At 52.4% G+C, this 25,780-nt stretch carries 23 protein-coding genes; 17 read left to right on the top strand and 6 right to left on the bottom strand.

The features are described from left to right. Positions 1–128 precede the first annotated feature (128 nt). Entirely contained in the window at positions 129–707 is a 579-nt protein-coding gene (locus tag R70723_RS19165; protein WP_039874403.1) for a hypothetical protein, read from the top strand. Between the two features lie 84 nt (positions 708–791). On the opposite strand, the gene R70723_RS19160 is transcribed toward R70723_RS19165, so the two are convergent. Continuing rightward, positions 792–1,625 (bottom strand): MurR/RpiR family transcriptional regulator, encoded by an 834-nt coding sequence (locus R70723_RS19160; RefSeq protein ID WP_039874400.1) that lies wholly within the window; start codon positions 1,623–1,625, stop codon positions 792–794. Between the two features lie 180 nt (positions 1,626–1,805). On the opposite strand from R70723_RS19160, the gene R70723_RS19155 reads away from it, so the two are divergent. The 5 genes from R70723_RS19155 (at position 1,806) to R70723_RS19135 (ending at position 9,120) form a co-directional block, all read left to right on the top strand. Further along, entirely contained in the window at positions 1,806–2,690 is an 885-nt protein-coding gene (locus R70723_RS19155) for a DUF8171 family membrane protein (protein WP_039874397.1), read from the top strand. Continuing rightward, positions 2,683–4,422 (top strand): ABC transporter ATP-binding protein, encoded by a 1,740-nt coding sequence (locus R70723_RS19150; protein WP_039874395.1) that lies wholly within the window; start codon positions 2,683–2,685, stop codon positions 4,420–4,422. Before R70723_RS19155 ends, R70723_RS19150 begins: the two co-directional genes overlap by 8 nt. Further along, on the top strand, positions 4,406–5,242 hold the full coding sequence (locus R70723_RS19145; RefSeq protein WP_144027039.1) for an energy-coupling factor transporter transmembrane component T family protein: 837 nt from the start codon (positions 4,406–4,408) through the stop codon (positions 5,240–5,242). The genes R70723_RS19150 and R70723_RS19145 overlap by 17 nt, the downstream gene beginning before the upstream one ends. A gap of 42 nt (positions 5,243–5,284) precedes the next feature. Then, positions 5,285–6,079, top strand: a complete 795-nt coding sequence (locus tag R70723_RS19140; RefSeq protein WP_039874392.1) for a PHP domain-containing protein — start codon at positions 5,285–5,287, stop codon at positions 6,077–6,079. A 797-nt stretch (positions 6,080–6,876) separates the two neighbouring features. Further along, on the top strand, positions 6,877–9,120 hold the full coding sequence (locus R70723_RS19135) for a helix-turn-helix domain-containing protein (RefSeq protein ID WP_039874390.1): 2,244 nt from the start codon (positions 6,877–6,879) through the stop codon (positions 9,118–9,120). A gap of 123 nt (positions 9,121–9,243) precedes the next feature. Here R70723_RS19135 and R70723_RS19130 read toward each other — a convergent pair whose 3' ends face one another. Next, positions 9,244–10,128 (bottom strand): carbohydrate ABC transporter permease, encoded by an 885-nt coding sequence (locus R70723_RS19130; protein ID WP_039874388.1) that lies wholly within the window; start codon positions 10,126–10,128, stop codon positions 9,244–9,246. A 280-nt stretch (positions 10,129–10,408) separates the two neighbouring features. Here R70723_RS19130 and R70723_RS19125 point away from each other — a divergent pair, with 280 nt between their 5' ends. The 8 genes from R70723_RS19125 (at position 10,409) to R70723_RS19090 (ending at position 20,516) form a co-directional block, all read left to right on the top strand. Further along, entirely contained in the window at positions 10,409–11,368 is a 960-nt protein-coding gene (locus R70723_RS19125) for an ABC transporter permease (RefSeq protein WP_039874386.1), read from the top strand. A 38-nt stretch (positions 11,369–11,406) separates the two neighbouring features. Next, on the top strand, positions 11,407–12,909 hold the full coding sequence (locus R70723_RS19120; RefSeq protein WP_039874384.1) for an extracellular solute-binding protein: 1,503 nt from the start codon (positions 11,407–11,409) through the stop codon (positions 12,907–12,909). An 87-nt stretch (positions 12,910–12,996) separates the two neighbouring features. Next, positions 12,997–13,923 (top strand): pectinesterase family protein, encoded by a 927-nt coding sequence (locus R70723_RS19115; RefSeq protein ID WP_231574749.1) that lies wholly within the window; start codon positions 12,997–12,999, stop codon positions 13,921–13,923. A gap of 53 nt (positions 13,924–13,976) precedes the next feature. Next, positions 13,977–15,140, top strand: coding sequence for a glycoside hydrolase family 88/105 protein (locus tag R70723_RS19110; RefSeq protein ID WP_256704612.1), 1,164 nt, complete (start codon positions 13,977–13,979; stop codon positions 15,138–15,140). After that, positions 15,127–16,488: a glycoside hydrolase family 28 protein gene (locus R70723_RS19105; protein ID WP_039874381.1), complete on the top strand. Its 1,362-nt coding sequence runs from the start codon at positions 15,127–15,129 to the stop codon at positions 16,486–16,488. Before R70723_RS19110 ends, R70723_RS19105 begins: the two co-directional genes overlap by 14 nt. Positions 16,489–16,500: 12 nt before the next feature. Then, positions 16,501–17,403 carry a dienelactone hydrolase family protein gene (locus tag R70723_RS19100; protein ID WP_039874379.1) on the top strand — a complete coding sequence of 301 codons (903 nt, stop codon included), beginning with the start codon at positions 16,501–16,503 and terminating at the stop codon, positions 17,401–17,403. A 418-nt stretch (positions 17,404–17,821) separates the two neighbouring features. After that, complete coding sequence (locus tag R70723_RS19095) at positions 17,822–19,393, top strand: glycoside hydrolase family 43 protein (RefSeq protein ID WP_039874377.1); 1,572 nt, start codon at positions 17,822–17,824, stop codon at positions 19,391–19,393. Between the two features lie 136 nt (positions 19,394–19,529). Further along, a complete protein-coding gene (locus R70723_RS19090) occupies positions 19,530–20,516 on the top strand; it encodes an aldo/keto reductase (protein ID WP_039874374.1) in 987 nt (328 codons plus the stop codon). Between the two features lie 637 nt (positions 20,517–21,153). Here R70723_RS19090 and R70723_RS19085 read toward each other — a convergent pair. Continuing rightward, positions 21,154–21,375, bottom strand: a complete 222-nt coding sequence (locus R70723_RS19085) for a hypothetical protein (RefSeq protein ID WP_039874371.1) — start codon at positions 21,373–21,375, stop codon at positions 21,154–21,156. Positions 21,376–21,614: 239 nt separating this feature from the next. Between R70723_RS19085 and R70723_RS19080 the strand changes: the two genes are divergently transcribed. The 3 genes from R70723_RS19080 to R70723_RS19070 all read left to right on the top strand — a co-directional run bounded on the left by R70723_RS19080 (position 21,615) and on the right by R70723_RS19070 (position 24,206). Next, on the top strand, positions 21,615–22,454 hold the full coding sequence (locus R70723_RS19080) for a DegV family protein (RefSeq protein WP_039874367.1): 840 nt from the start codon (positions 21,615–21,617) through the stop codon (positions 22,452–22,454). Positions 22,455–22,617: 163 nt separating this feature from the next. Next, positions 22,618–22,971, top strand: coding sequence for a hypothetical protein (locus R70723_RS19075; RefSeq protein WP_039874364.1), 354 nt, complete (start codon positions 22,618–22,620; stop codon positions 22,969–22,971). A gap of 215 nt (positions 22,972–23,186) precedes the next feature. Further along, a complete protein-coding gene (locus R70723_RS19070) occupies positions 23,187–24,206 on the top strand; it encodes a S66 family peptidase (protein ID WP_039874362.1) in 1,020 nt (339 codons plus the stop codon). A 69-nt stretch (positions 24,207–24,275) separates the two neighbouring features. Here the strand turns inward: R70723_RS19070 and R70723_RS19065 are convergent, their stop codons facing one another. From R70723_RS19065 to R70723_RS19055, 3 genes are all read right to left on the bottom strand, one after another. Further along, entirely contained in the window at positions 24,276–24,563 is a 288-nt protein-coding gene (locus R70723_RS19065) for a YxcD family protein (protein ID WP_039874359.1), read from the bottom strand. Beyond that, positions 24,563–24,988, bottom strand: a complete 426-nt coding sequence (locus R70723_RS19060) for a membrane protein (RefSeq protein WP_039878995.1) — start codon at positions 24,986–24,988, stop codon at positions 24,563–24,565. The genes R70723_RS19065 and R70723_RS19060 overlap by 1 nt, the downstream gene beginning before the upstream one ends. A gap of 180 nt (positions 24,989–25,168) precedes the next feature. Beyond that, positions 25,169–25,747, bottom strand: coding sequence for a beta-class carbonic anhydrase (locus R70723_RS19055; protein ID WP_039874357.1), 579 nt, complete (start codon positions 25,745–25,747; stop codon positions 25,169–25,171). Positions 25,748–25,780: the final 33 nt, after the last annotated feature.

Here is a 25,780-nt window from a genome sequence, read left to right as displayed (position 1 = left end):
CTGTAGGCAGAATATGATTGATTAGAGAGGTATAGCTTGTAAGTATTTTACTTTAGGATGCGGGGAAAGTATATGTTTTGCGCTTAGGGTGCTAAAATAATCCATACGATGATACAGGGGGGCGGACAATGGATCGGATCGATGCTGAGCGCTATATGTACAATTTCATTAAAAATAAGCAGAGTGGGCTGTCTATATCGGATTTTGAGCAATGGGTATATACGAATGAGGAATTGGAGGATATTTTCGGAGAAACGGAATACTATGAACTGATCACCAGAAATTATAAGGACAAATTTGCCTATCATGAAACGGAGAAGCAAATTCAAAGACTGGCCCATTTTGGACTATTTGAGCAGGAGAGAATAATAAGAATTTTAAATGAGCTTTTAACCGATGAGGATGCCACCAGACAATTGGACAGACTGTACATACTATATGAGGAGTATTGCAGCGGCTATAATTTTCTAAGATATATCGCTTTATCGTATATTACAACCTCGGATGATTATAAAGAGGCGCTTAAAGAGAATCATTCAAAATTTCAGAGCTATATAGCAGGTAAAAGGAAGGAAGCAACCAGGCTGCTCACGTTTCTGGAAAATAATCAGCTTAGGATTGATGAAGAGTATGTGTATTCCGATTTTCGGGACGAGAAAGACCGGATTGAGTTCCATAGTATTAACGAGATGTTGAATGCCCGGTAGAATGACTAAAGGATCAGCCATAAAAAGACGTCTGAAAGGCGACGGACAGCTCCGTCCTCAGGCGTCTTTTTGCTGCGCTCATAGTCAGCTCCGCGGCAGCCTGCTGCCATATCTCGCCCGCAGCTGCTGGAGCTTGTCGAGCTTCTTCAGGCTGCTGTCCTTGCTGAGCAGGCCGACGCCGAGGATCAGGTTCTCGATAATGTAGGTGGGGCCGACCATTGAATGGAATTCCCACACCTCGCCGCGCCCGGCGTACAGCACGATGTCAGCATCCTGCGAACGGGGGAAGACCAGCCTGTCGGTAATCAGGATGACAAAATAGCCCGCCTCCCGCGCATAGTCGAGTATGACATCTGTTTCGGGCAGCAGCTGGACGAAGCCGAAGACGAGCACGACATCCCTTTTGCCGGCATGCATCAGGGATTCCAGCAGCTCATGGCCGCTGGGGGCCATCTTTTTCAGGTTCAGCCCGTAACGGGCCATCCGGTAGGCCATCAGCTCGGCGAGACCTGCACACGGGCCGGGGCTGTAGATGTAAATTTGCCTCGCAGCGGACAAGGCGGCTACGGCGCGCTCAAGGTGGGCTTCGTTCAAATAGCGGTTTGTCTCCTGCAGGTGATGTGAGGCCACATCCAGCAGCATTTGCGGGAGGGAGCTGCCGCCGGTCCGCTGCATGGCATCGCGCATTTTTTCGGACGGGGTGGATTCGAAGCGGAAGCGCAGGCTGTTCTTGAAATCCTTGGCATGGCGGTAGCCGGCCGCTTTCCAGAAGCGGGAGACCGAGGCAATGCTGATGCCCAGCTCGTCGGCCACTTCCTGCTCGGTCATGTAGAGGACGCGGAGCTCATTCTTTTGAATAAAATCGGCAATCACCCGCTGGTTCGGGGAAAAGGGACGGCGGTTCCAGTCCTTATACATAGGCAGTTGTCCTCCTGGGATGATGATGCTTCTCCACTATAGCCTGCCAGTGTGATGTAAATATTTTTACAGCGTTAAAAAACATGGAAAAAAGATTACATCCTCTTAACAATCGGAAATAGCTGTGCTGACACGCTATTTCTATACTTAAGTTAAATTCTTGAAGGGGGCCATTACGAAATGAGTACGTTAAAAAAGCGCTACACGCTGACCCAATCGCAGAAAATGATGATCTTCGTGCTGTCCATGTCGCTCTACGGGTTGTCCAACATGTTCACAGAGCTGATTCCAAGTATCCAGCTGGGGCCAATAGAGCTATCGGTCGAGTATTTCGCCTTCATTCCGCTGACGCTGTGTATGCTGTTTCATCCGCTATATGCGGCTGTGGGTGCGGCGGTCGGTGAGGTAATCTTCGGGGAGCTGATGCTGGGGCAGTTCGGCGGGCTGGGCGAGCTGGAAAAATTCATTACGTTCTCACTCGCGATGTATATCGCCGGCCGCATGGTGTCCGATCCCAAAAACCGCAGACAGGTCGGTATCGCGGCGATCAGCGGGGTGGCGATTCACCAGTTCTGCAGCTCGGTTATCGACATTGCTAAGGTGTGGGTTGGGGTGGAGGAGCTTGAGGCGGTTCAAGGCTTAGCTGAAAGTATTGTCATCATCGAAGGTGTCGGCTTCTTGAATGATGTACTATTCTCGGGCATTCTGTTCGCCCTGCTGCCGACGATGTACCTGGTACCCCGCTTGTACGGTAAAATCGAACCGCTGCTCGGCATGAAGCCGCGCGAACGGACTATGCAATATGCTTCCGGCAGCAAGTCCTGGCTCTCGCCTAAGCTGCTGGGCGGCGCCATCCTGCTGGCCCTGATTGCGATGGGCGCGGAGCTGCTGTCCGAGTCAGGCTGGAGCATCGGCGAATTCGAGCTGCCCGGGGCGGAGTCGAATGAGGGGACGCTGATCTGGATCAGCATGCTGGCAGCTGCAGCAGTTGCGGCGGTAGTGCTGGCGGTGATCCTGCGGAAGGCGGCGCGCAGGCGGCAGGAAGCAGGGCAGCTGGATGGATAAGCCGCTGCTGGAGCTAAGCAATGTATCCTTTACCTATCCCGGTGCGGAACAGCCGGTGCTGCAGGAGGTTTCGTTCACCCTGCAGCAGGGAGATTTCGTGGCTGTCATCGGCAGCAACGGCTCGGGCAAATCAACGCTGTGCAAATGCTTCAATGGTCTGATCCCCCATTATTATACGGGTGATTTCGAAGGGGAGCTTAAGCTGCTGGGAGAATCTGCGGAAGGGAAGCGGGTCAGCGAGCTGTCACGGCATATAGGCTATGTGTATCAGGATTTCGAGAATCAGCTGGTCCGGCCGACGGTACTGGATGATGTATGCTTCACACCGCTGAATTACGGGCTGGCCGACTACCGGGAGCGGGGGCTGCGTGCCCTGGAGCTTACCGGCCTCAGCGGGCTAAGCCGGGAATTCATCTGGCAGCTCAGCGGCGGGCAGAAGCATCTGCTCGCCCTGGCCGGAGCCCTTGCGATGGACCCGGACATTCTCGTCATCGACGAGCCGGTTGCCCAGCTTGATCCGCAGCATGCGCGTCAGATCTACGAAATACTACGCCGGCTTAATGAGCAGCACGGCAAGACCATTGTTGTAATTGAGCATCATGCGGAGTTCATTGCGGAGTACTGCCGCTCGGTGGTGCTGATGGACGGCGGGCGGCTGCGCTGGCAGAAGCCGGTCCGCGAAGCGCTCACCTCGGTGGAGGAGCTGCTGGCCTTAGGAATCTATCCGCCCGATGTCACCCGGGCGGCCTGGCTGCTCCAGCCGGACCGGCAGGCAGCGGTGGATTATCCGCTCAGCAGTGAAGAGGGGCGGGCATGGTTTGGGCGGCGGGCGGCTGCTGTGAAGGCTGCTGATCCTGTCAATGCTGCCAATGCCCGCTCTCTGGCTGCGTCAGAGCCAATCGTCCGGATGGAGCAGATCCGGCTCTCTTACCGGACGATCCACAAGACGCTGCAGCCGGTGCTCGGCGGCATTAATCTGGAGCTCTACGCCGGCGAGCGTGTGGCGCTGATCGGCAATAACGGAGCCGGTAAGTCCTCACTGATGAAGCTGATTGCCGGAATCACTGCACCGACGGGCGGGACTGTGCAGGTTAAGGATATTACGGTGAACGGACTGCCCCCGGAGCGGCTGTCCGGTATCGTGTCCTATGTGTTCCAGAACCCCGAGGATATGTTCATCGACGATTCGGTTCGCGGAGAGATCGCTTATTACCTGAAAGCGAGAAGGCTTGGAGATTTGGACGAAAGAGTGGAAGAGCTGCTGCAGTCGTTCCGCCTGCAGGAGCTGGCCGAGCGGGACGCCCGGCTGCTCAGCGGCGGGCAGCAGCGCCGGGTATCGCTGGCGATTGGCGCTGCAGTCCGTCCGGCAGTCATGCTGCTGGATGAGCCGACAGCCAATCTTGATATTTCGACGAAGCAGGAGATGACCCGGGTGCTTGAGGCGCTGCGCGGCCATGTCGAGACCGTTGTCATCGCTACGCATGACATGGCTCTGGTGGTCGAGTGGGCCAGCCGGATCATCGTGATGAGCGAAGGCCGGATCATTGCCGACGGAGACAAGGAGGCGGTCTTCTCCGACGGGCAGCTGCTGCAGCGCGCCGGCTTGGCCGAGACCCAGCTCATGGAAATGAGCCGGCTGCTGGGCCTGCCGCAAATCTGCAGCAGCCTGGAGGCATTCACCGCTGCGGCGGAATGGAGAAAGGAGGAGCTTGTACATGGTGGAAGCCGTTAAACGGGCACTGGGCAAAATTTCGGTTGAGCACATCAAGCTGGAGCTGCTCGGCACCGCGTATAACAGCAGCAGCACGTTTCTGGGCCGGCTTGACCCGCGGATGCTGCTGATCTGGTACTTATTTTTTGCCATTACGCCTTGGTTTATCTATAACCGCACCATCCTGCTCGGAATGTTTGTCTTTATGGTGGTTACAACTGTACTGTCCAAGGTAAGTCCGTACATTGTTTTTATCCTCTGTCTCGGTCTGGTCAGCCAGATCGGCTGGATGTTCCTGCTGTCGCTGTTCTTCGGCGGAGGCGCTGAATCGCTGCTGCCGATGCTGACCCTGACGCTCAAGCTGTCGGTGATTTCGCTGGCAAGCATCACCGTCTTCTCCAGCCTTGATCCCGAACGATTGAGTGACGGATTGTCTGCTCTCGGCGTTCCCGATGCCTTTGCCTTCAGCCTGTCGTACGGCTACCGCATTCTCCCGACACTGCTGGAGGAGTTCCACCAGATTCTGCTCTCGTTCAGGCTCAGGGGGCAGCGGCCGGAGAAGCACGGGTTTCTCTACCTGCGGACAGCCGCATATTACCTGAGGATTCTTGTACTGGTCTTCTATCCGCTGATGCTGAACACAGCCAAGCGTTCACGGACTACGGTTGAAGCGCTGGAGACCAGAGGCTACACCTATGCGGTCAACAATCCCAAGGTAAAAAAGCTGCGTCTTTCTTACCTCGCCATGCATCGCAGAGACTGGCTGTTTGTGGCTTTTACCGTTGTCTATATCAGCCTGCTGTTCCCGCTGGGAGCCGCTTTTCCTAATCTGCTATATTAATCTGCCCTATTACCCCAGAAAACTAAGGAGTGTCATCCCTATATGAAAATAGATCTGCATACCCACGGCAAGCTGTCGAAGAAATCCGCCTTCTCGGAAGACTATTTCCGCGAGATGGTCAAGGAGGCGCTGGCGAACGGCCTGCAGGCGCTGGCGCTTACGGAGCACTTCAATACCTCGAACTTCTTCGGGATGTACGAGACGCTGGACCGGATGTACCCGTACAACGGGCATTATTACGAAGCCGGCGGCCTGCGGATCTTCCCGGGCATGGAGGTCGATATCGCCGAGACGGGACATATTCTGCTGATCGGATTAAAGGAGGATATTCTGGAAGCACGCTATGCCCTAGAAGGCAATACCGGTGAAGACAGCTTTATCCCGTTCCGCCAGCTGCTGGAGCTTGCCGACGCCCGCGGCTTATGGAAAATCGGCGCCCACCCGTTCCGCACCTCAACGCCGCTGCATCATCTGGACCCGTCGCTGCTGTCCCGGCTGGATGCTTTTGACTTCAATGCCAAGGATATTTACATGCAGGGGGAGCAGCCGTACCGGGCCTTGATTGAACCGTTTGCGGCACGCCTCGGTATCCCGGTCATTGCCGGCAGTGACAGCCATCAGTGCCTGCAGTACGGCAGTGTTGTGAACCGTCTGGAGCAGGACTGCTCAACCGTTAAGGAGCTTAAGGCAGCTATACAGCAGGGAAGATATACCATAGAAGTGTCCCCATGCCTGACCACGAAGGTCAAGGGCTCGGTTATGATGAAGAAGCTGCTCAAGCAGATGGCCGGAGAGGCTCCCTCGCGGGATGAAGCGGCGGCAGAGTATACTGCTTAGTGACCGGGACCGGCGGCGGCTGGATTAAAAGGGATTAGAGTAGACACACGATTGAACGGCTCCGCATCTCTACTCGCTGTATTTGTGAAAAGACTGCTAGATGTGCTGAGCCGCGCTTAGTGCATCTAGCAGTCTTTTATTCGCTGACGCTCTAATATCTGCGTCTCCGCCCTTTAACTGCACTTTGCGCAGCTAAACCAGGCGATATCTCGCATTTGCAGCGTATAGCTGCATTCTATGCAACTAAAAATGCCCGATTTGTCTAAAAACCGGATTGGGCGGCGTTTTAGTTGTACGGAGTGCAGTTATCCGGGGAAAAAGTGGGGGGTTAGTTGTACGAAGTGCAGTTATCTGTTGTATGGGGTGGGCGCGGGATGGATCACTTCAAGCTTAGGTCCTCCGGATTTATAATGTCCCCTCCAAATTCATATACTGGATAAATTGGATACAATGGATGAAATTTATATTTGTTAATTTATATTGAACACGTTCACAATTCTATATCAGGTTCGCTGCCTGGTGAGCCCGTTTTCTGACCTGTATCCGCAAGCAGCATTAAACTACGCAATATTAAGCATCCGTCAGCCGCAGCAGATCCTATTGTTTTATTCATATCATATATAGTTGTGCAATCTCGGGCTCTATACAGCCATATCCTTTGTTAACGTGACCACTTAGCAGTCGAACCTGACAAATTTACGGAAAAACCTGCTGCACACGTTAAAAAAATCATGGAAACCCTTTTTTGAAAGCGCTATAATTGGTATTAATGAGCAGAAACAAAAAGGGGCAGCGCAATGAAAAAAGGGAGAATGTTCTACGGGATTTTTATTCCCATTCTGATCCTGGGGGTGGGACTGGTTGCCAGCTTCGGCAGCTATATTTATATCAGTACGATCCGGTCGGTGGTCGGGCAGTTCTCCAGCAGCAAGCAGAGCTATGTCGAGCAGATTAAGAACAATCTGGAGCACAAGATCCAGAGCATTGAATATGCGTTCAACACGTTCAGCACGACGAGCTCTTTTCAGGACCTGGTGACGAACCCGATTACGGTCAAGGATTTTGAGGCTTACCGGAGTGTTAATTCGCAGCTGAACTATATTGCCTCCATGACGGCGGAAGGTACGGAATATTCGCTGATCAGCCTGGAGCAGAACTGGCAGATTATGAATGAGCGGCTGACCAGCCTTAGTGAAGACGATGTGGAGCAGCTGCGTGAGCAGTATATTGTGAGCCAGAATCAGAGCTTATTCTGGATTAAGACGGATAAAGGCATAAGATTCGTGAATACGCTGCCTGTGTTCTCCAGCAAAAAGCAGGCCATCGCCTTATCCGACATCTCACAGCACACCTTGGATTCTATTATCAAGACAGATGAGAAGGCACAGGTGTACATTCTCAATAAATCCGGTGAGCTGCTGTATGATTCCGGGCAGAGGGAGACAAGCCTGACACCGGGGCAGCTGGCAGAGCTCAGCGGCAGGGTTGCTGCGGGTGAGGAGAACGGGAAGACTGAAATAGAGCTGGGCGGACACCAGCCGCTCCAGCTGCTGTATTCCAAGTCTTCCTATAATAATTGGATCTACCTGACCGGACTGGACCAGGAGGAAATTGCGGGTACGCTGAAATTGACCAAATTCGGCTTGGTCGCTTTGGGCCTGCTGAGTATTCTGCTGATCCTGGTGGTCGCTTATGTTGTTGCTACTTATTTTACTAAGCCGATACAGCGGATCAAGAGCAGTCTGTCTGTTGTTCCTGCAGTGAACACCAAGAATGAGTTCGAATACATCATCCATTCCATTGATACCATCCTGTCGGAGAAGGAATCGCTGGCCAGTCTGATTAATGCGGAGATGCCGCAGCTGGAAACGCAGCTGCTCCATAACCTGCTGCGCAACCGCGAGACGCCAGAGGATCTGGAGAAAAACCTGCAGCGCTTCGGATATCCGCCTAACGGCAGCCAGATATATACGGTTATGCTCATACAGCTGGACAGCCTGGGCGGACAAGGTTCCTCAGATACCGATGTGCTCCTGCTGGCAATCAACAAGATGGTAGAGGAGGTTATTCCGAAGCCGCAGCGGCTGCAGCCGATTATTCTGAATGATGATACCCAGGCGACCATTCTGGCTATGCCCGAGCAAAGCGGCCAGGAGCTGAACAAAGAACTGCTTGAGTATGCGACGGCTCTGATTAAGGCGGTAAGGAATTATCTGAAGATCCCGATCAGCATCGGGTTCAGCAATTCGTACACAGATCTGCTGGAGAGCAAGGAAGCATGCCAGATGAGTAAACAGGCGCTGCACCAGCGGCTGAATCTCGGCAAGGAATCCATTATTTTTTATGAGGATATTTCCAAGGTTGTCTCAGGTCCGGTGCTGCTTCATTATCCGGCTGAGCTGGAGTCACAGCTGTTCAACGGCATCCGGCTGGGGGACAGGGAGCAGGTGACTGAAGCGCTTTATCCGTTCCTGGCCCAGCTGATCGGCAAGAATAAGAGCACCCTTAATTTTGAGGTCATGCTGGTGAGGCTGGTGAACAATCTGATTCAGCTGGAGCAGCATCTCGGCCTACAGGTTCTGCTGACCCGGGACAATAATAAGCTGTATCACCGGGTGCTGGACATCCGCAATCCTGAAGAAATTGAACATCTGCTCGTACACGAGGTTATCTATCCGATGACCTGTGCGATGAAGGAGAAGACGAGCAAGCAGTTCCGCTCCCTGTCCGATCAGATCACCGCTATCATTCATTCCGAATTTGACCAGGAGCTGACGCTGGAGGGCATCGGCGAGCGGCTGCACTATAATCCTAATTATCTCAGCAGTATCTTTAAGAAGGAATACGGCACCTCGTTCAGTGAGTATCTGATGAATTACCGGCTGGAGATGGCCAAGAAATGGCTGTCAGAGACGGATATGACCATCCGCGAGATTGCAGAGCGGCTGCAGTACCATAATCCCCAGAACTTTATCCGTTCCTTCCGCAAGAAGGAGCAGGTTACACCGGGCACCTACCGCAAGCTGCAGCAGGAAGCATAGCACTGGGGTATAATCCTCAGGTTACAGCAATAATCATTACAACCTGTTCTGCCGGTTTAAGGTGCACAAAAAAACGGTATCGCCCTTAGTTACAGGCGGTACCGTTTCTTTTTAATAATGGAATTAACCCTTTACAGCACCCATAAGTGCACCCTTGGTAAAGTGCTTCTGCACAAACGGGTAAGCGATCAGCATCGGAACGGTAGCGACTACGATAACCGCCATTTTGATCGTCTGGGCCGGCGGGATAATATCGACCGAGGTACCCTCGGCCTGCATGCCGCTGGAGACAATAACGATCTGGCGCAGCAGGACCTGAATCGGCCATTTTACCGAATCATTGATGTAGAGAATGGCATTCATGTAGGTGTTCCAGTAAGCAACAGCGTAGAACAGGGAGATGGTCGCGATCGACGGCAGAGCCAGCGGCAGCATGATTTTCAGGAAAATCCCGAAGTCATTGCTTCCGTCAATCTTGGCTGATTCCTCAAGGCTGTCAGGCAGCGCCTGGAAGAAGTTACGCATGATGATCATATTGAAGGCGTTGATCGCTACCGGGAACACGAGGGACCAGTAGGAGTTGATGAGACCGACAGATTTTACTACCAGGAAGGTAGGGATCATGCCCCCGCTGAACAGCATGGAGAACACTACAATGAAGTTAATGGTGTTTCTGAGCGGCAGGTACCTTCTGGACAGCCCGTAGGCCATCAGTGCGGTAAGAATCATACTTACAATAGTACCTGCAATAGTGACACCTACGGATACGCCAAGACCTTTAAAGATTGTCGGAGTGGACAGGATGTAGCGGTATGCGTCCAGTGAAAAGGTGGTTGGGAACAGGATGAATTTTTTCGCAATCACTTCCTGGGTGGTCGCGAAGGAGCTGGCGATAATGTTTACAAAAGGTAATAGACAGGCTAATGCGAGCAGAATCAGGATACCGGCATTTACGATCGTGAAGATCTGTCCGCCGAGTGATTCTTTTCTTCGTGGGCTGTGGTTCATTTCATATCCTCCTCGTATTCGGTTACCTTTCAACTTTAACAAGAGGGACAAATTACGTATATAATCCGGGTATGAGGTGTTGTCTTGTCAGCCGGTTCAGGCACCTCGTACGCCATATAATCATTAGCTTGGCCTGTAATCATCACAGGAGGTCAGAAGAGCACAAACCGCGCAGCCAAAAGGGTCCGGGCTATGCAATCACATAATGATTATATACGTAACGCCGGAAATTCTTTAGTCTAGGGAGCGTAATCCCCGAATGACCAAAGGAGGCTGACAAGTGAAAGTTCCAAGTATCACCGCACCATCAAATCTGAATCTGGACAAGAAAAAAGGAAGCGCATTCCTGACCGCAGCAAAGAAATACAAGCTCTTATATCTGATGATATTCCCCGGACTGGTGTACTTCATCATATTTAAGTACCTGCCTATGGGCGGGCTTGTAATAGCGTTTCAGGATTATCAGCCGTTCCTTGGAATCACGGGCAGCGAATGGGTAGGGTTTAAGCATTTCATCCGGCTGTTCACGGAGCCTACCTTTATGATGCTGCTGCGCAACACGCTCATCCTGTTCGCGCTGAATATCGTGATTTTCTTCCCGTTGCCGATTATTGTCGCATTAATGTTAAATGAACTGAAGAACCGTCATCTCAAAAGCTGGATTCAGACCATCATTTACATCCCCCACTTCATGTCATGGGTTATTATTGTATCGATTACCTACGTATTCATGACTTTGGACGGCGGGTTAATTAATGAAGTGATTGCCAGCATGGGCTTCAAAAAAATCAGCTTCCTGACCTCCCCGGAATGGCTGCGCACGATTTATATCGGCCAGATCATCTGGAAAGAAATCGGCTGGTCCACCATCATCTACCTGGCAGCCATTACTGTGGTAGACCCTCAGCTGTATGAAGCTGCTGAAATGGACGGCGCTGCCCGTCTGCGCAAGACCTGGCATGTGACACTGCCGGCCATCCGTCCAGTTATCATCACCCTGCTGATCCTCAAAATCGGCAGCACGCTGGATCTTGGCTTTGAACATATGTATCTGCTGCTCAACTCGCTCAACCGTGAAGTGGCCGAAATTTTTGACACCTACATTTATACAGCGGGCTTGAAGAATGGTCAGCTCAGCTTCAGTACCACGGTAGGCATGTTCAAAGGTGTAGTCGGCTTAATCCTCGTAATGGCCTCCAATAAGCTGGCCAAAAAGATGGGCGAAGACGGCGTATATTAAGGCAGTGTCAATCAATCTACTTTTAAAGGAGAAGAGTTATGAAGAAAAGATGGGTCAGTATGCTTGCCTGTGTTACCGTGCTTTCCACATTACTGTCAGCTTGCGGAGGAGATAAAGAAGCAGAGAAAAACGCTGCCGTAGCTGATGAAAACACACCGCTGGAGATTACCTGGCTGAATATCCTGCATACCGCATCACCGCCTACAGAAACGATTAAGAAGCTGCTTGAGGAGTACACCAACACCAAGCTTACCTTTAACTGGGTGCCGGATGCTTCCAAGGAGGAACGTATCACTACAGCGCTTGCTTCAGGCGAGCTGGCTGATATTGTAACCTTGACGATGATGACCAACTCTTCGGTAAGAAGCTCGCTGAAATCCGGATTGTTCTGGGATGTCAGCCCGTACCTTGACGATTATGACAATCTGTCCAAGATTGCTCCGGAAATCCGTGAGGCGGCTTCCATTGAAGGCGTACTGTACGGTGTTCCATTCCAGAAGAACCTGGCCCGCTCCGGTCTGATCATGCGTAAGGACTGGCTGGATAAGCTGGGCCTGCCGGTTCCGACTACACTTGATGAAGTGTATGAAGTGGCCAGAGCCTTTACAGAGGATGATCCGGACGGCAACGGTGTTAAGGATACTACCGGCTTCGGAGACAGATCCGATCTGCGCTACAGCAGCTTCAAGACACTGAGCTCCTATTTCGGCACACCGAACGGCTGGAAAGTTGATGAGAGCGGTAAATTCATACCTGAATTCGATACCCCGGAATACATGGAAACGCTGAATTTCTCCAAGAAGCTGTATGAAAACGGATACTTGGCCCAGGACTTCGCGGTTACCGCCAAAACGGACCAGCAGCAGCAGTTCGCCCAGGGTAAAACCGGTATTTACACCGGTATGGTCGATATCTCCAGTCTGAGAACACTGTCCCAGGATCTTCAGGAAGGTCTTGAGCTCGTGCCGATCAACAAAATTTCGAACGGTGACGGCAAATACCACATCTGGTCCGAAGGCAGCGGCGTCGGCGGACTGATGGCATTCCCGAAATCCGAGGTTAAAACCGAAGCTGAGCTGAAAAGACTGCTGCAGTTCGTTAATGACCTGATCGACGAAGAAGCGTTCATGCTCATGACAGGCGGTATCGAAGGTACACATTATGAATACGATGAAAACGGCGCTTATAAAATTCTGGATAAAGAGCTTTGGCAGGCAGATGTACAGCCTTTCTCCTCCAGCAGACCTAGTGAAATTGCTTATACCCTGAAGGATGCCAATCCGGAGAAACAGCTGGCTAATGAACTGATCCGTGAAAACGACCAGTATGCCGTGTTTGATCCGACTGTGCCGCTCGATTCCGCAACTAACAACGAGCAGGGTACAGAGCTGGCAAAAATCATTACCGACGCTACCTTCAAGTACATTATGGGACAAGCGACTGAGGATGATTTCAAAAAAGCTGTACAAACCTGGAAGGATTCAGGCGGCAGCAAAATTGCTGAAGAGTATGAAGCAGCTTATAAGCTGACCCAGAAATAAGGTTTTAAATTCTGCGTTACGTTCGGCGAGCCCACCCGCACCGGGTGGGTTCGTTGTGCAGGATCAGCAGGAGCGGGGTGATAAAGGATGAAGCATATTGTGATCAGCAAGACGGGCGGGGGCGACTTCAGCTCTGTTCAGGCTGCGGTGGACAGCATACCGGAAGGAGTAGGGGATGTAACAGTCCTGCACATTCAAGCGGGTGTATATTATGAGAAGCTTCGCATCAACAGACCTAATTTACGGTTGATTGGCGAAGACGGGGTAAGACTGTCCTACGATGATTATGCGCGAAAGCCAGGCAGTGAAGGTACGCCAATCGGCACCTTTGGCTCATGCAGCACTTATATTACCGGTGATAACATCACGGTGGAAAATATCATTTTTGAAAATACAGCCGGCAGCAGTGATGAGGTAGGCCAGGCGGTGGCGCTGTATGTGGATGCCGACCGGGTTGCTTTCCGGAACTGCACCTTTCTGGCAGCGCAGGATACGCTCTATCTGGCCAGGCCGAAGGAAGAGAGAGTGAACCGGAGCGGCCGCAATTATTTTGAGCATTGCCGGATAGCCGGTGATATCGATTTTATTTTCGGATCGGCGACGGCCTATTTTCATGAATGCGAAATTACCAGCCTGAATCTGGGCAAGGAGATTAACGGCTACATTACGGCTGCCGCTACCCCTGAGGATAAGCAGACAGGCTTTGTATTCCATAAATGCCGGCTGGTCAGCGATGCGGCCGGGGGCAGTGTATATTTGGGAAGACCCTGGCGCGACTATGCCCGTACAGCTTTTATTGACTGCTGGATGGGGGCACATATCCGCCGTGAGGGCTGGAATGACTGGGATAAGGCCAGTGTATGGCATACCGTTCATTACGGTGAAGCCGGTTCGGAGGGACCGGGGGCGCATGCGGACAAGCGGGTCGGCTGGTCTAAGCAGCTGAGTGAAAGTGAGCTGGAGCAGCTTACGCTTGAGGCCGTTTTTGGCGGGGAAACAGACTGGATTTGCTGAGTTGTAAGTTGAATGCTGAAAGAGCTATTTTAACAATAAGAGGAGGAAGCAGAGTGGGAGAGAAATGGGCTGTTAAGACGGCGGATACGCTGATGGAGCGTCTGCCGAGACTGCATGAGGATAAGGGCTACAATGGCAAATGGTCATATGATTTCGGAGTGGTCCTGAAAGGGTACGAGCTGCTGTGGAAGCAGACGGGAGACCGGAAATATTTCAATTATATCGCTGGCAATATGGATTATTTCATTCAGGAGGACGGCAATATCCGCGGATACCGCCAGGATGAGAATAATATTGATCATATCAACAACGGCAAGCTGCTGTTCACTCTGTATGCGGAGACCGGACTTGAGAAATACAAGCTGGCTGCGGGTCACCTGCGGGATCAGCTGCGGACCCATCCCCGGACTTCTGAGGGCGCCTTCTGGCACAAAAACATTTACCCGTACCAGATCTGGCTTGACGGCCTTTATATGGGTTCGCCGTTCTATTTGCAGTATCTGCTGGCATTTGAGGAAGGTGCGGATATTGGGGATGTAACGAAGCAGTTTATTCTGTGTGAAAAGCATACCAAGGACCCGGTTACCGGTCTGCTGTTCCATGCCTGGGACGAAAAGAAGGTTCAGCCGTGGTGCGATCCGCAGACCGGCCTGTCCGAGAATTTCTGGGGCCGCTCAATGGGCTGGTATCTGATGGCGCTGGTCGATGTGCTGGAGCTGCTGCCTGCGGATCACGCTGACTATAATGAGCTGGTGCGTATTCTGCGGGATACCCTCGGTGCGTTGAAGAGCTATCAGGATGCTGAAACCGGCGTATGGTACCAGGTGGTTAATCTGGGAGAGCGCAAAGGCAATTATCTTGAGGCATCGGCTTCAAGCATGATCGTCTATGCACTGGGCAAAGGCATCCGTCTCGGTGTGCTGGATAACAGCTGGACTGAGATGCTGGACCGCGGCTACGCCGGACTGATCGCCGAATTTGTGCTTGTTACGAAGGAGGGCCGGGTCAATCTGAACAAAAACTGCCAGGTTGCCGGGCTCGGCGGCGCAGATAAACGTGACGGAACGTATGCCTACTATATCAGTGAGCCGATCATCACGAATGACCAGAAGGGGCTTGGGGCATTCCTGCAGGCCTGTGCGGAATATGAGCAGCTAAGAGCGGGCTCCGGGGCTTCCGGACTTTCCGGACAAGGAGGTTCCCATGCTGCAGTTTAATATTGCCGATTACGGCGCACAGCGGGACAGCGGAATCCTCGCTACATCAGCAATTAATGAGGCGGTTACGGCGGCAAGTGAAGCCGGGGGAGGGACCGTGTATGTTCCGGCAGGGCGGTTCCTCAGCGGTGCCATCATTCTGAAAAGCAATATCGAGCTTCATCTAAGCCCTGGGGCTGTGCTGTCCTTCAGTACGGACCAAGGCGACTATCCGGTGGTGGAATCCCGGTGGGAGGGTGTCCGGCAGCAGGTCTATGCCTCCTGCATCTACGGCAGTGATCTGGTTAATATCTCGATCACAGGTAGCGGAACGCTTGACGGCAACGGCGGACCCTGGTGGGATGTGTTCCGTAACCGCCGCGGCGAGCTTGCCTATCCGCGTCCGAAGCTGATCAGCTTTGACCGCTGCAGCCGGGTAACGATCAAGGATGTAACGCTGCTCAACTCGCCGAGCTGGACTGTTAATCCGATCGAGTGCAGCAATGTCACTGTGGACAATGTGTCCATTATCAATCCGGCCGATTCCCCCAATACCGATGGCATTGATCCTGAGTCGTGTAACGGTGTGCGGATCAGCAACTGCAGCATTGATGTCGGGGATGACTGTATTGCGATTAAGGCAGGTACCGAGGATACGGCTGAACGGATTCCGTGTGAAAATATTACGATTACGAACTGCACCATGGCCCACGGCCACGGCGCTGTAGTGCTTGGCAGCGAGATGAGCGGGGACATCCGCAATGTCGTCATCAGCAACTGTATCTTTAAGGAGACCGACCGCGGTATCCGTATGAAGTCACGGCGCGGCCGGGGCGGAATCGTGGAGGATATCCGCATCTCCAACATTGTAATGGACCATGTGCTGTGCCCGTTCACGATGAACCTTTATTATTTCTGCGGCCCGCGGGGCAAGGAGAAATATGTCTGGGACAAAAATCCGTATCCGGTTACGGAGGAGACGCCTTGCTTCCGCCGGGTGCATTTTGCCAACATTACCGCACGCAATGTACATGCCGCTGCAGGGTTCCTGTACGGGCTGGCTGAGCAGTATGTAACGGAAGTAACGTTTAGCAATGTCGATATTTCCATGGCGGAGCATGCGGTGCCGGGTCATCCGGATATGATGACCGGCATGGAGGATATGAATAACCGCGGGTTCTATCTCGGCAATGTGCGGAATGTGCGGTTCCATCAGGTGACGGTGGAGAATCATGAAGGCCCGGCCTTCTACATCGAGAACGGTGACCGGGTTGAGCTTATCGGCTGCGAGTCGCGGAATACACGTAAGCCGGAGCAGCTGGAGGAGCGGGTAACGCTTGCCGGGGCTGATCTGAATCTGAAAGGATAGGATGGTAACGGGATGAGTGAGCATAAGGTTCCTTTAGAGTCGCTGCTGGGTGATCTGCCGGAGCACGGTCCGGGACCGGTAGAAGCGGTGCTGCTGAAACAGGAAATTCATGACGGCTTCCGCCTGGAATCACTGCTGCTGGAGCTGAACGGGCTGGAAAAGGTACCGGCAACGCTTGTGAAGCCGCTGGAAGGCGACGGGCCCTTCCCGCTGGTGCTGTTCAACCACTCGCATGGCGGGAATTATACGAACGGCCGCAAGGAGCTGCTTAGCAGCAGCTCCTATCTGCAGTCGCCTTCCTTTGCCAAGACGCTGACAGACATGGGCTATGCCGTCTGCTGCATAGACATGTGGGGCTTTAATGAGCGCAGCGGCAAGGCTGAGAGTGAGCTGGTAAAAGAAATGCTCTGGACGGGCAAGGTGCTGTGGGGCATGATGCTGTACGACAGTCGCCGTGCGCTGGACTACCTGTGCTCGCGTGAGGATATTGACGCTAAGCGGATCGGCACCATCGGCATGTCGATGGGCGGACTGATGGCCTGGTGGCTGGCGGCGCTGGATGAGCGGGTTAAGGTAACGGTCGACATTTGCGGACAGGTGGATGCACAGACCCTGATCGATAAAAGAGGACTGGACCATCACGGCTTCTACTCCTATGTTCCTGGGCTACTCAAGCATTACACGACGCTTGAGATCCAGCAGCGGATCGTGCCGCGGGCGCGGATGAGCCTGAGCGGACGCAGCGACCGGATGTGCCCGGCCGAGGGCGTAAGGCTGCTGGACGAAGGCCTGTCCGCAGCCTATGAGGCCGCCGGCAAGCCTGAACACTGGCAGAACGTTACAGCAACCGGCGGGCACATGGAGACGCTGGAGATGCGGGTGGCCTGGCAGGCTTTTTTGGCGGAGCATTTGTAGGGAGGAGTAGCGGATGAGGTTACAGAGCAAAGCGTTACTAGTTTGCCGAAAGTTGCTGTGGCGGTTACCTGCAGAGAGTCTGCCGAACCCTGTGAGCGGTGTCAAGGCCTGCTGAACGGTGCCAAGGATCTGCTGAGCGTGCGCCGAATGGCTGCTCCGGCAGTTAGTTCGATTTTTGTCATCTAATTTGCCGTTTTAGACGGATTTGAAGCTATTAGTTGGAAATAAGACACCTAATCCGGGTGGAATTCAGCCCTGCAGGTAATTTAAGTAGATTTAGGTGACCTTTTTACCACTAATACTGTTTTTGCGTTGTTTAATGAAATATTTGTTGGCGAATTTCCACTTAAATAGGTTAGCACAAGGATATCGCTCGGCTTAAGTGGTGTTACAAGACTTTTGGAAGGTGGGATTAGCTATGAGTGCAATCATCCGTAATCCGATACTGCCCGGATTTAATCCGGACCCGTGCATTCTGCGTGTCGGAGAGACTTATTATATCGCTGTTTCATCGTTTGAATGGCTGCCGGGGGTGCGGATCTATTCATCTGACAATCTGGCGGACTGGGAGCACTGTACAGACATTCTGACCTCGCAGGTGGAGCTGCGCGGGAATCCCAAGAACTGCAGCATCTGGGCGCCGCAGCTGAGCTATCATGACAATCTGTACTACCTGCTGTATACGGATGTCAAAAGCACCAAACGGCCGTTCAAGGACTGCCACAATTACCTGATGACGGCATCGTCTATTGAAGGCCCTTGGTCAGAGCCTGCCTATCTGAACAGCAGCGGCTTCGACCCGTCGCTGTTCCACGATAGCGACGGCCGGAAATGGCTGCTCAATGCACTATGGGATTACCGCATTCTGGAGGGGAATAAGTCCAGCGGCATTGTGATCCAGGAATATGACGCTGCCGCGCAGCGGCTGATCGGCGAGCCTGCCAAGCTGTTCGACTGTACGCCGCTCAAGAAGACGGAAGCGCCGCATATTTATAAGCAGAACGGCTACTATTACCTGATTACCGCCGAAGGCGGGACTGGCACTGGGCATGCTGTTACAGTAGCCCGCTCCCGGGAGCTTGCCGGTCCTTATGAGGTTGATCCGCTCAACCCGATGCTCACTTCCCGGAACAGCCCGGACCTGGCGCTGCAGTGTGCCGGACACGGCAGCCTGGTGCAGACACCGGGCGGACAGTGGTACATGGCTCATCTGTGCACCCGTCCGGTGGACGGCAAGTATGCCATTCTTGGACGTGAAACAGCGCTGCAGCAGGTGTACTGGGATGAAGCAGGCTGGCTGCGCCTCAGTGCAGGCGGCAATGAACCGCAGCTTACACTTCTTGCACCTGAAGGTGTAGCTGTGAACGGGACCCCTCGCAGCAGCGTGTTTGAAGACAGCTTCGACGGCACGCAGCTGAAGAAGACATGGAATACGCTGCGGATTCTGGCTGACGACAGCTGGTGCTCGCTGACAGCGCGTCCAGGCTATCTCCGGCTGACTGCCGGCGAATCCGTGCAGAGTCTGTTCAAGCATCATATCCTGGCGGTCCGCCAGAGTGATATAAGCTTCCGTGCAGAAACGAAGCTTGAATATCAGCCGCAGAGCTATCTGCAGATGGCCGGTCTGCTGCTCTATCTGAATGAGGATAACTACCTGTATGCTTACATCTCGCATGAGCAGGGCCAGGGCCGCGTGCTGCGGCTGATGAAATGCGAGGCGGACAGCTTCAGCTATGAGCCTGCCGCCATTGCGTTAGACGATCAGTCACCTGTTCAGCTCGCCGTGTCCGTCGATGGTGCAACGGGGCAATTCTACTACCGCAGCGGTGATGCGGAGGACTGGACAGCCCTTTACGGGACGCAGGAGCTCGGCTTCCTCTCCGGCGGCTTCACCGGAAATTTCGTGGGCATAGCTGCCCATGACATGAACCAGTTCGCCGGCAGCTATGCGGATTTCGCACATTTCCGGTATGAGGGCAGGGACCAGTAACGCAGAAATAGAAGGTGAAAGGGATGGACGGCCAGCGCAGCCGCCCATCCTTTTTTTGCATTTAGCCGGTGAGCGGAGTAATGTGATTCTTTAGAAGGCATTAGTACAATCCTTATTATGGAGAGGTGAATGAAAGATGAATGTAAGAACACTGGGACGTGAAGGGCTAAGTGTATCAGCGCTTGGACTCGGCTGTATGGGGATGTCTGATTTTTACAGCGGCCGGGATGATCAGGAGTCCATCCGGACCCTTTACCGTGCTTTTGATTTGGGCGTTTCCTTTCTGGATACGGCAGATATGTATGGAGTCGGCCGGAATGAGGAGCTGGTAGGCCGGGCGGTCAAAGGCCGCCGCAACGATATCATTATCGCTACCAAGTTCGGCAATGTGCGCAGCAGCGACGGAAGGATGCTTGGCATCAACGGCCGGCCGGAATATGTAAAAGCAGCCTGTGATGCCAGCCTGCTCCGGCTGGGCGTCGATCATATCGACCTGTACTACCAGCACCGGGTAGACCCGAATACGCCAATTGAGGAAACCGTTGGCGCTATGGCTGACCTGGTTCAGGCAGGCAAGGTACGTTTCCTCGGCCTGTCTGAGGCTGGAGCAGGCACAATCCGCCGGGCACATCAGGTCCATCCGATATCTGCACTGCAGACGGAATATTCGCTCTGGAGCCGGGATGTTGAGGATGAGATTCTGCCGGTCTGCCGTGAGCTCGGCATTGGCTTCGTCCCGTACAGCCCGCTTGGCAGAGGGTTTCTGACCGGGCAGATCCGTGCCTTCGAGGATCTCGCTGAGGATGATTACCGCCGCAATTCCCCGCGCTTTCAGGGGGAGAACTTCAACAAGAACCTGGAGCTTGTGGAGCGGATCAAAGAAATTGCTGCAGAGCAAGAGGTTCAGCCGTCTCAGCTCGCCTTGGCCTGGCTGCTTGCCCAGGGCGAAGATATTGTGCCAATCCCCGGTACCAAGCGAATCAAGTATCTGGAGGAGAATGCGGGCGCATTAGCGATCCGGCTGAGTGATGACGAGCTGGAACGCATAAATGAGGCTGCACCCAAGGGAAGCGCGGCCGGAACGCGTTACCCGGAGCAGGGGATGAGAAGCGTAAGCCTGTAACGCAGCCGGATATGCAGGATAGAGGCTGAGTGAACAGGAATACCGCAAAAAAAGATGATTCCGTACCCCGGAATCATCTTTTTGATGAGAAAGCATCATTGAATCCATCTATTTAGATTGAACTTAAGAATTTATGTTAAGGGAAGAGTGGCGGAGGAGAATTTTGGAACTGGAGGAGCGGTAGCGACCGCCTGAAAGCTTTCCGTAGGAAAGCTAGCATCGGAAGCATAAGCTGTCTGCGGATTTCAACCGTTAAAAACGGTATAAATCAAGAAATCTGCAGACAACAGCGGCTGGAAGTCCAAACATTCTCTGGAGTCACATGCAATCCCAAAACAGCAATTTTATTAGTTCAATCTATATAAGTGGAAAAATGTCATCTAATTCTCAAAAGAATCTCATTTTCTTAAGTTTAATTGGAAAAGTGTCACCTAATTCTGTGAGAATGGTGCTGAAACCGGTATATAGCGCGAGATAGATGACCTTTTTCCAACTAATCGCTGTGAATGATGAGAAAAGCTGGAATTAAGTATCAAAAATCCAACTAAATAGCCCCGCCGTTCAATACTTGTGAAATCATGTTTGCCGGTTGGCAAATTAGCTATATTCAAGCAGGCTGCCCACTTCCTGTGCTTTATTATTGTTCCTTAGGCCCATTATTCTTCGGAACCACCCGCGCCGGCCGGCTGACCCAGTTGCTGCGGTTCATCGGCTTGACGGCATCAATCCGCAGATTAACCGGTTCCTCGGCGTTTGTATCTGTTGTCTGATTCCTTGCCGCTATTGCTTCCGGATGCTGCCGTTTTGGCAGACCTCCGCCGTTATGCTTGCCCCGGTTCCATGCATTGTTCTTTCGCACTCGTTACACTCCTTCTTTCAGCTGATTTATACACCATATCACATCGGGAGAAGGTTAGAAAGCACCTGCTGCAGCAAAAAACGCTGTGTATTTCCGTTTCCATATAGGGTAATAAAGAGAATGATTGCTTGTTAATGTCCCTAAGCATAAAAACGTTATTTTGACAAGTTACAAAATGTACTATTGATATTCTACACTCCTGACTATAATGATATAGAATTTGAAAGGAGCGCACACTGATGGCCATCAAGATAATTACGGACAGCGGTTCCGACCTGCCCATTGAGTATGTTGAGAAGTATAATGTGACGATTGTTCATCTGCCGGTTCATTTCGGGCATGATCTGATGCCTGAGCACACGGAGACCAAGGTCTTTTATGAAATGATGCGAGAATCTAAGGAGCTGCCTACAACGGCAAGTCCAAGTCCGCAAAGCTTCCTGGAAGCATTCAAGGAGGTGGAACCGGGTACAGATATCATGGTCCTGTGTATGTCCTCCAACATCAGCAGCACTTATCAGACAGCTACGATTGCCAAGGAGATGTATGAGGAAGAAGGACATCCGAATGCAATTGAAATTATAGATACAAAAAGATTCTCCGGAGGCCTGTCGCTTATCGTGGCAACGGCGGCGAGATTATCGCTGACCTGCAGCCTGGCAGAGCTAAAGGAAAAGGTACTTAGACAAATCCAGCAAACAACAGCCTATTTCACCCTGGATACGTTAGAAAATGTGATTAAAGGCGGCCGCTTGAACCGTCTGTCTGGCGCAGTAGCATCTGTGCTGAATATTAAGCTATTGCTGAAGATTAGCGAGGATGAGGGCAAGGTTGAGGTAGTGGAGAAAACCCGCGGCCTGCCTAAAGCGCTGAATCTGCTGCTGAGCAAGCTGGACGAGAAGCAATATGATTACGAAAAAGCGGCGATCGCCATCGTTCACAGCAACTGTGAGAAGCTGGCGCTGGAGATTAAGGCGCGTATACTTGAAAAGCACCCCTTCAAAGAGGTTGTTTTCTCCAGCATGGGTCCCGTTATGGGCACTTATGCCGGTGAAGGCGGGATTGGAGTCGCTTTTTAAAGCTGCGTGCAGCCCTACCTGCATCATGTATTACCAGCAGAACCGTACCCGGCCGTCAGCCGCTGTACGGTTTTTTGGCGTGGGCAGACCGGATCCCTGAAAGGCACCATCGTATAGGCATCTGCATAGAATGGAGCAAATCCATTAACGGAGGTCAAACGCTATGTCGACATATAATACCAGCCAGACGGCTGCGGTCATTTATCAGGCAGATCCGGCGGTGGTGCAGCATTTACACGGAGTCCGTGAGTCACTGCACCAGTCCTGCAAGCCATACTTAAACCACAAGGTAAAGGTGCAGACGCTTGACGGAATGACACATGAAGGCATCATTGCCGGAATGGACAGCAAAAATATTTATCTGATGATCACAGTCACTGTGGAGTCGCCGCGCGGATTCTATAATCCTTACTACAAGCCGTATCCGGGGCCGGGATACCCTTATCCGGGACCTGTGAACAACAATGTTATCCTGCCGCTGGTGCTGTTCGAGCTGCTTGCCATCTCATTGATCTAACTGCAGCCTTCCACATCATAAAAAGGCATGATCCGTTTTTGCTGCGGCGGTGCAGCATATCCGGTCATGTCTTTTTGCTGTTCCATTAACGAAACATATTCTACCAATTTAAGATGAATAGGTGATAAAATGGCAATAGAAGGTAGTTTACATACTAAAGCTGCTTTGTCTGAGCTGTTTTGCGGGCAAGCACTGCCAGCCAAGGAGGAAACGTAATGATTACATATCCGATTTTACAACCGGGGGCGGTCCTGGGAGTGACTGCTTCGTCGCTTGGTGCGGATGAAGGGCACCGGGATATTTTTGACGAGGCTGTCGAACGTATGAGGCAAAGAGGCTACGGGGTAGCCCTTGCTGAGACAGTATACAAATATGACAAAGCAAGGTCTGCTCCGGGCAGGGAACGGGGGAGCGAATTTAATCAGATGATGCAGGATGGGGAAATAGGCCTGATCATTCCGCCATGGGGCGGCGAGCTGCTGATCGAAATGCTGGAGTTTATTGATTTTGACGAGATCAGACCCAAATGGGTGCTGGGCTTCTCCGACATCAGCCTGCTGCTGCTTGCCATCACCTTGCGGACTGGGATTGCCACGGCTCACGGGCCAAGCCTCGGGGATTTGCGCGGGCAGCAGACTGATGAGACAACGGCCATGTGGCAAAAGGTGCTCTCAACACCGTCCGGCGGCAGCATTGTCCAGCAATCCTCACCAAAGCATGAGGGGCCGGAGGAGGCGTCAGCTGAGGCCTTAACATCCCCGTTCGGCCAGAATACGCTGACGGTGTGGAAGTCGGTATCCGGTCAGGACGTTTCGCTAAAAGGCCGCCTGCTCGGCGGCTGCATTGATGTCATCCGGCATATCATTGGAACGCCTTATGGCGATGTGCAGCGATTCAACAGCCGGTTTGCAGGCGGAGAGCCGATTGTCTGGTATCTGGAGAACTGTGATCTGAATACGGCAGATCTCCGCAGATCGCTTGTTCACATGAAGTACGCCGGCTGGTTTGAGAATTGCTCGGGGATACTGTTCGGACGGAGCGGAGGTAACCAGCCGCTGCTCGGCTACACTGCAGAAGACGTATACCGTGATTTGGCGGAGGACCTGCAGCTGCCGGTTCTTTACGATCTTGATTTCGGGCATGTACCGCCGCAAATGACGCTGGTTAACGGTGCATATGCCGAGGTGGAGGTCGCGGGCGGCCGGGGAACAGTTAAACAATATTTCTATGAGTAGTATAAAAGCAGCATATACGCACATACGCGAAAAAGAGGCAGCCCGGCGGGCTGCCTCTTCACACCTCAATTACATATTCACAATTGCGGTAATTTCCTCATCCAGATCGAGCCGTACATTCTCGCGGTAAGCGCGGATGCCGTACTCGCTGTGCAGATAGCGGAGGATCGCTTCGATCATATTGGATTCCACCAGATACTGGCTGCGTCCCTGAATCCAGACCTCAGCAGTATAGCCGGTGTCTTCGTCCCAGCTGAGCTCAACCTGAACGTCCTGGACACGGACAGCCTTGCGTTCAGCCATGTGGAGGCAGATCGCGTTAATGATTTCATCCATACTGAGAACAGTCGTTGACATTAGTAGCGGCCGTCTCTTTCTTCAAGTCTGCGTCTTTCTCTTCTGCGGCGGAAGAAGGACATTACAAGCACCACCACAAGATAGATCGCAAGCATGTTAACGAGGAAGCCGAGAATATTACCGAAAGCGCCCATGCCGGCAAACATGCTGCCGAACAGGAAGCCGGCCAGTCCGCCGATCATCATGCCCTTCATCAGCCCGCCGCCGCTAAAGAATCCGCGGTTTGTATTGGCTGCAGTTCCGGCTGTAGTACCAGTAGTGCTATCGCTTTTTCTAACATTATCCGTAGTTGATTTCTTCGGAGTCGTGGTAAAGCCGCGGCTGCCGGATTTAAACCCTCCGCCGCGCCGCGCATCCGCAAAATCGGGAGCGGTTACAGCAAAGAACAGGGTAAAGGCCATTACAATCATCATTACACGTTTCATTGATTTCATTTAGTACGAGTACCCTCCTAAGGTTGTCTTAAAATTTGTAGTTCTGCCCGGTAATACGTAGTATGTCCTCGGAGGTTTCAATTTTAAATAAAATATTTTTGATTTTCTTTCCGGCAGATATCCGGACATAAAAAAAGTGACGTGGACAGCAGTCCACGTCAAAAACATTTGTCAGAGAGTTGCCTTGTTCTCCACGTAGCCTTCCGAGACAAGCTCAAGCGCTCCGGTTGCCGGATCGATGATCATGCCGTGAATAGGCACGTTTGGGGGGAGTAAAGGATGGCGCTTAATCAGCTCCACAGTCTGAATTACCCCGTCCTGCACATTGTCAAACCCGCGCAGCCATTTGGTCAGCTTAATCCCCGAATTTTCAAGCGTAGACAGGACTTCATCGGATACACCGCGTTCCTTGATGGAGTTGATCATTTTGTCCGCGTTCAGGGAAGCCATGCCGCATTCATAGTGTCCAACTACGATAACCTCGTCCGCATCCAGCTCATACAGAGCGACCATAACGCTTCGCATAACCGACCCGAAGGGCTGGGAGATAACGGCACCGGCATTTTTGATGATTTTGACATCACCGTTTTTGAAGTTCATCGCTTTTGGCAAAAGCTCAACCAGCCGTGTGTCCATACAGGTAATAATCAGCATCTTTTTATCCGGAAAGCGGCTGGTCAGATAGGCTTCGTATTCTTTCTCCTCAACAAACTTCTTGTTAAAATTCAAAATCTCCGATATTTGTGTCATGACCATGCTTCCTCCTAAAAATAGTTTTGTGTA

Source organism: Paenibacillus sp. FSL R7-0273 (genome assembly GCF_000758625.1).
GTDB lineage: Bacteria > Bacillota > Bacilli > Paenibacillales > Paenibacillaceae > Paenibacillus_AQ.
Note: the sequence above shows the minus strand (reverse complement) of the source record. Positions and strands in the feature narration are given on the sequence as shown.

Excerpts from the sequence above, each read along its gene's own strand:
- R70723_RS19165 (WP_039874403.1), top strand. The coding sequence starts at position 129 with ATGGATCGGATCGATGCTGAGCGCTATATGTACAATTTCATTAAAAAT.
- R70723_RS19160 (WP_039874400.1), bottom strand. The coding sequence starts at position 1,625 with ATGTATAAGGACTGGAACCGCCGTCCCTTTTCCCCGAACCAGCGGGTG.
- R70723_RS19155 (WP_039874397.1), top strand. The coding sequence starts at position 1,806 with ATGAGTACGTTAAAAAAGCGCTACACGCTGACCCAATCGCAGAAAATG.
- R70723_RS19150 (WP_039874395.1), top strand. The coding sequence starts at position 2,683 with ATGGATAAGCCGCTGCTGGAGCTAAGCAATGTATCCTTTACCTATCCC.
- R70723_RS19145 (WP_144027039.1), top strand. The coding sequence starts at position 4,406 with ATGGTGGAAGCCGTTAAACGGGCACTGGGCAAAATTTCGGTTGAGCAC.
- R70723_RS19140 (WP_039874392.1), top strand. The coding sequence starts at position 5,285 with ATGAAAATAGATCTGCATACCCACGGCAAGCTGTCGAAGAAATCCGCC.
- R70723_RS19135 (WP_039874390.1), top strand. The coding sequence starts at position 6,877 with ATGAAAAAAGGGAGAATGTTCTACGGGATTTTTATTCCCATTCTGATC.
- R70723_RS19130 (WP_039874388.1), bottom strand. The coding sequence starts at position 10,128 with ATGAACCACAGCCCACGAAGAAAAGAATCACTCGGCGGACAGATCTTC.
- R70723_RS19120 (WP_039874384.1), top strand. The coding sequence starts at position 11,407 with ATGAAGAAAAGATGGGTCAGTATGCTTGCCTGTGTTACCGTGCTTTCC.
- R70723_RS19115 (WP_231574749.1), top strand. The coding sequence starts at position 12,997 with ATGAAGCATATTGTGATCAGCAAGACGGGCGGGGGCGACTTCAGCTCT.
- R70723_RS19105 (WP_039874381.1), top strand. The coding sequence starts at position 15,127 with ATGCTGCAGTTTAATATTGCCGATTACGGCGCACAGCGGGACAGCGGA.
- R70723_RS19100 (WP_039874379.1), top strand. The coding sequence starts at position 16,501 with ATGAGTGAGCATAAGGTTCCTTTAGAGTCGCTGCTGGGTGATCTGCCG.
- R70723_RS19095 (WP_039874377.1), top strand. The coding sequence starts at position 17,822 with ATGAGTGCAATCATCCGTAATCCGATACTGCCCGGATTTAATCCGGAC.
- R70723_RS19090 (WP_039874374.1), top strand. The coding sequence starts at position 19,530 with ATGAATGTAAGAACACTGGGACGTGAAGGGCTAAGTGTATCAGCGCTT.
- R70723_RS19080 (WP_039874367.1), top strand. The coding sequence starts at position 21,615 with ATGGCCATCAAGATAATTACGGACAGCGGTTCCGACCTGCCCATTGAG.
- R70723_RS19075 (WP_039874364.1), top strand. The coding sequence starts at position 22,618 with ATGTCGACATATAATACCAGCCAGACGGCTGCGGTCATTTATCAGGCA.
- R70723_RS19070 (WP_039874362.1), top strand. The coding sequence starts at position 23,187 with ATGATTACATATCCGATTTTACAACCGGGGGCGGTCCTGGGAGTGACT.
- R70723_RS19065 (WP_039874359.1), bottom strand. The coding sequence starts at position 24,563 with ATGTCAACGACTGTTCTCAGTATGGATGAAATCATTAACGCGATCTGC.
- R70723_RS19060 (WP_039878995.1), bottom strand. The coding sequence starts at position 24,988 with ATGAAACGTGTAATGATGATTGTAATGGCCTTTACCCTGTTCTTTGCT.
- R70723_RS19055 (WP_039874357.1), bottom strand. The coding sequence starts at position 25,747 with ATGACACAAATATCGGAGATTTTGAATTTTAACAAGAAGTTTGTTGAG.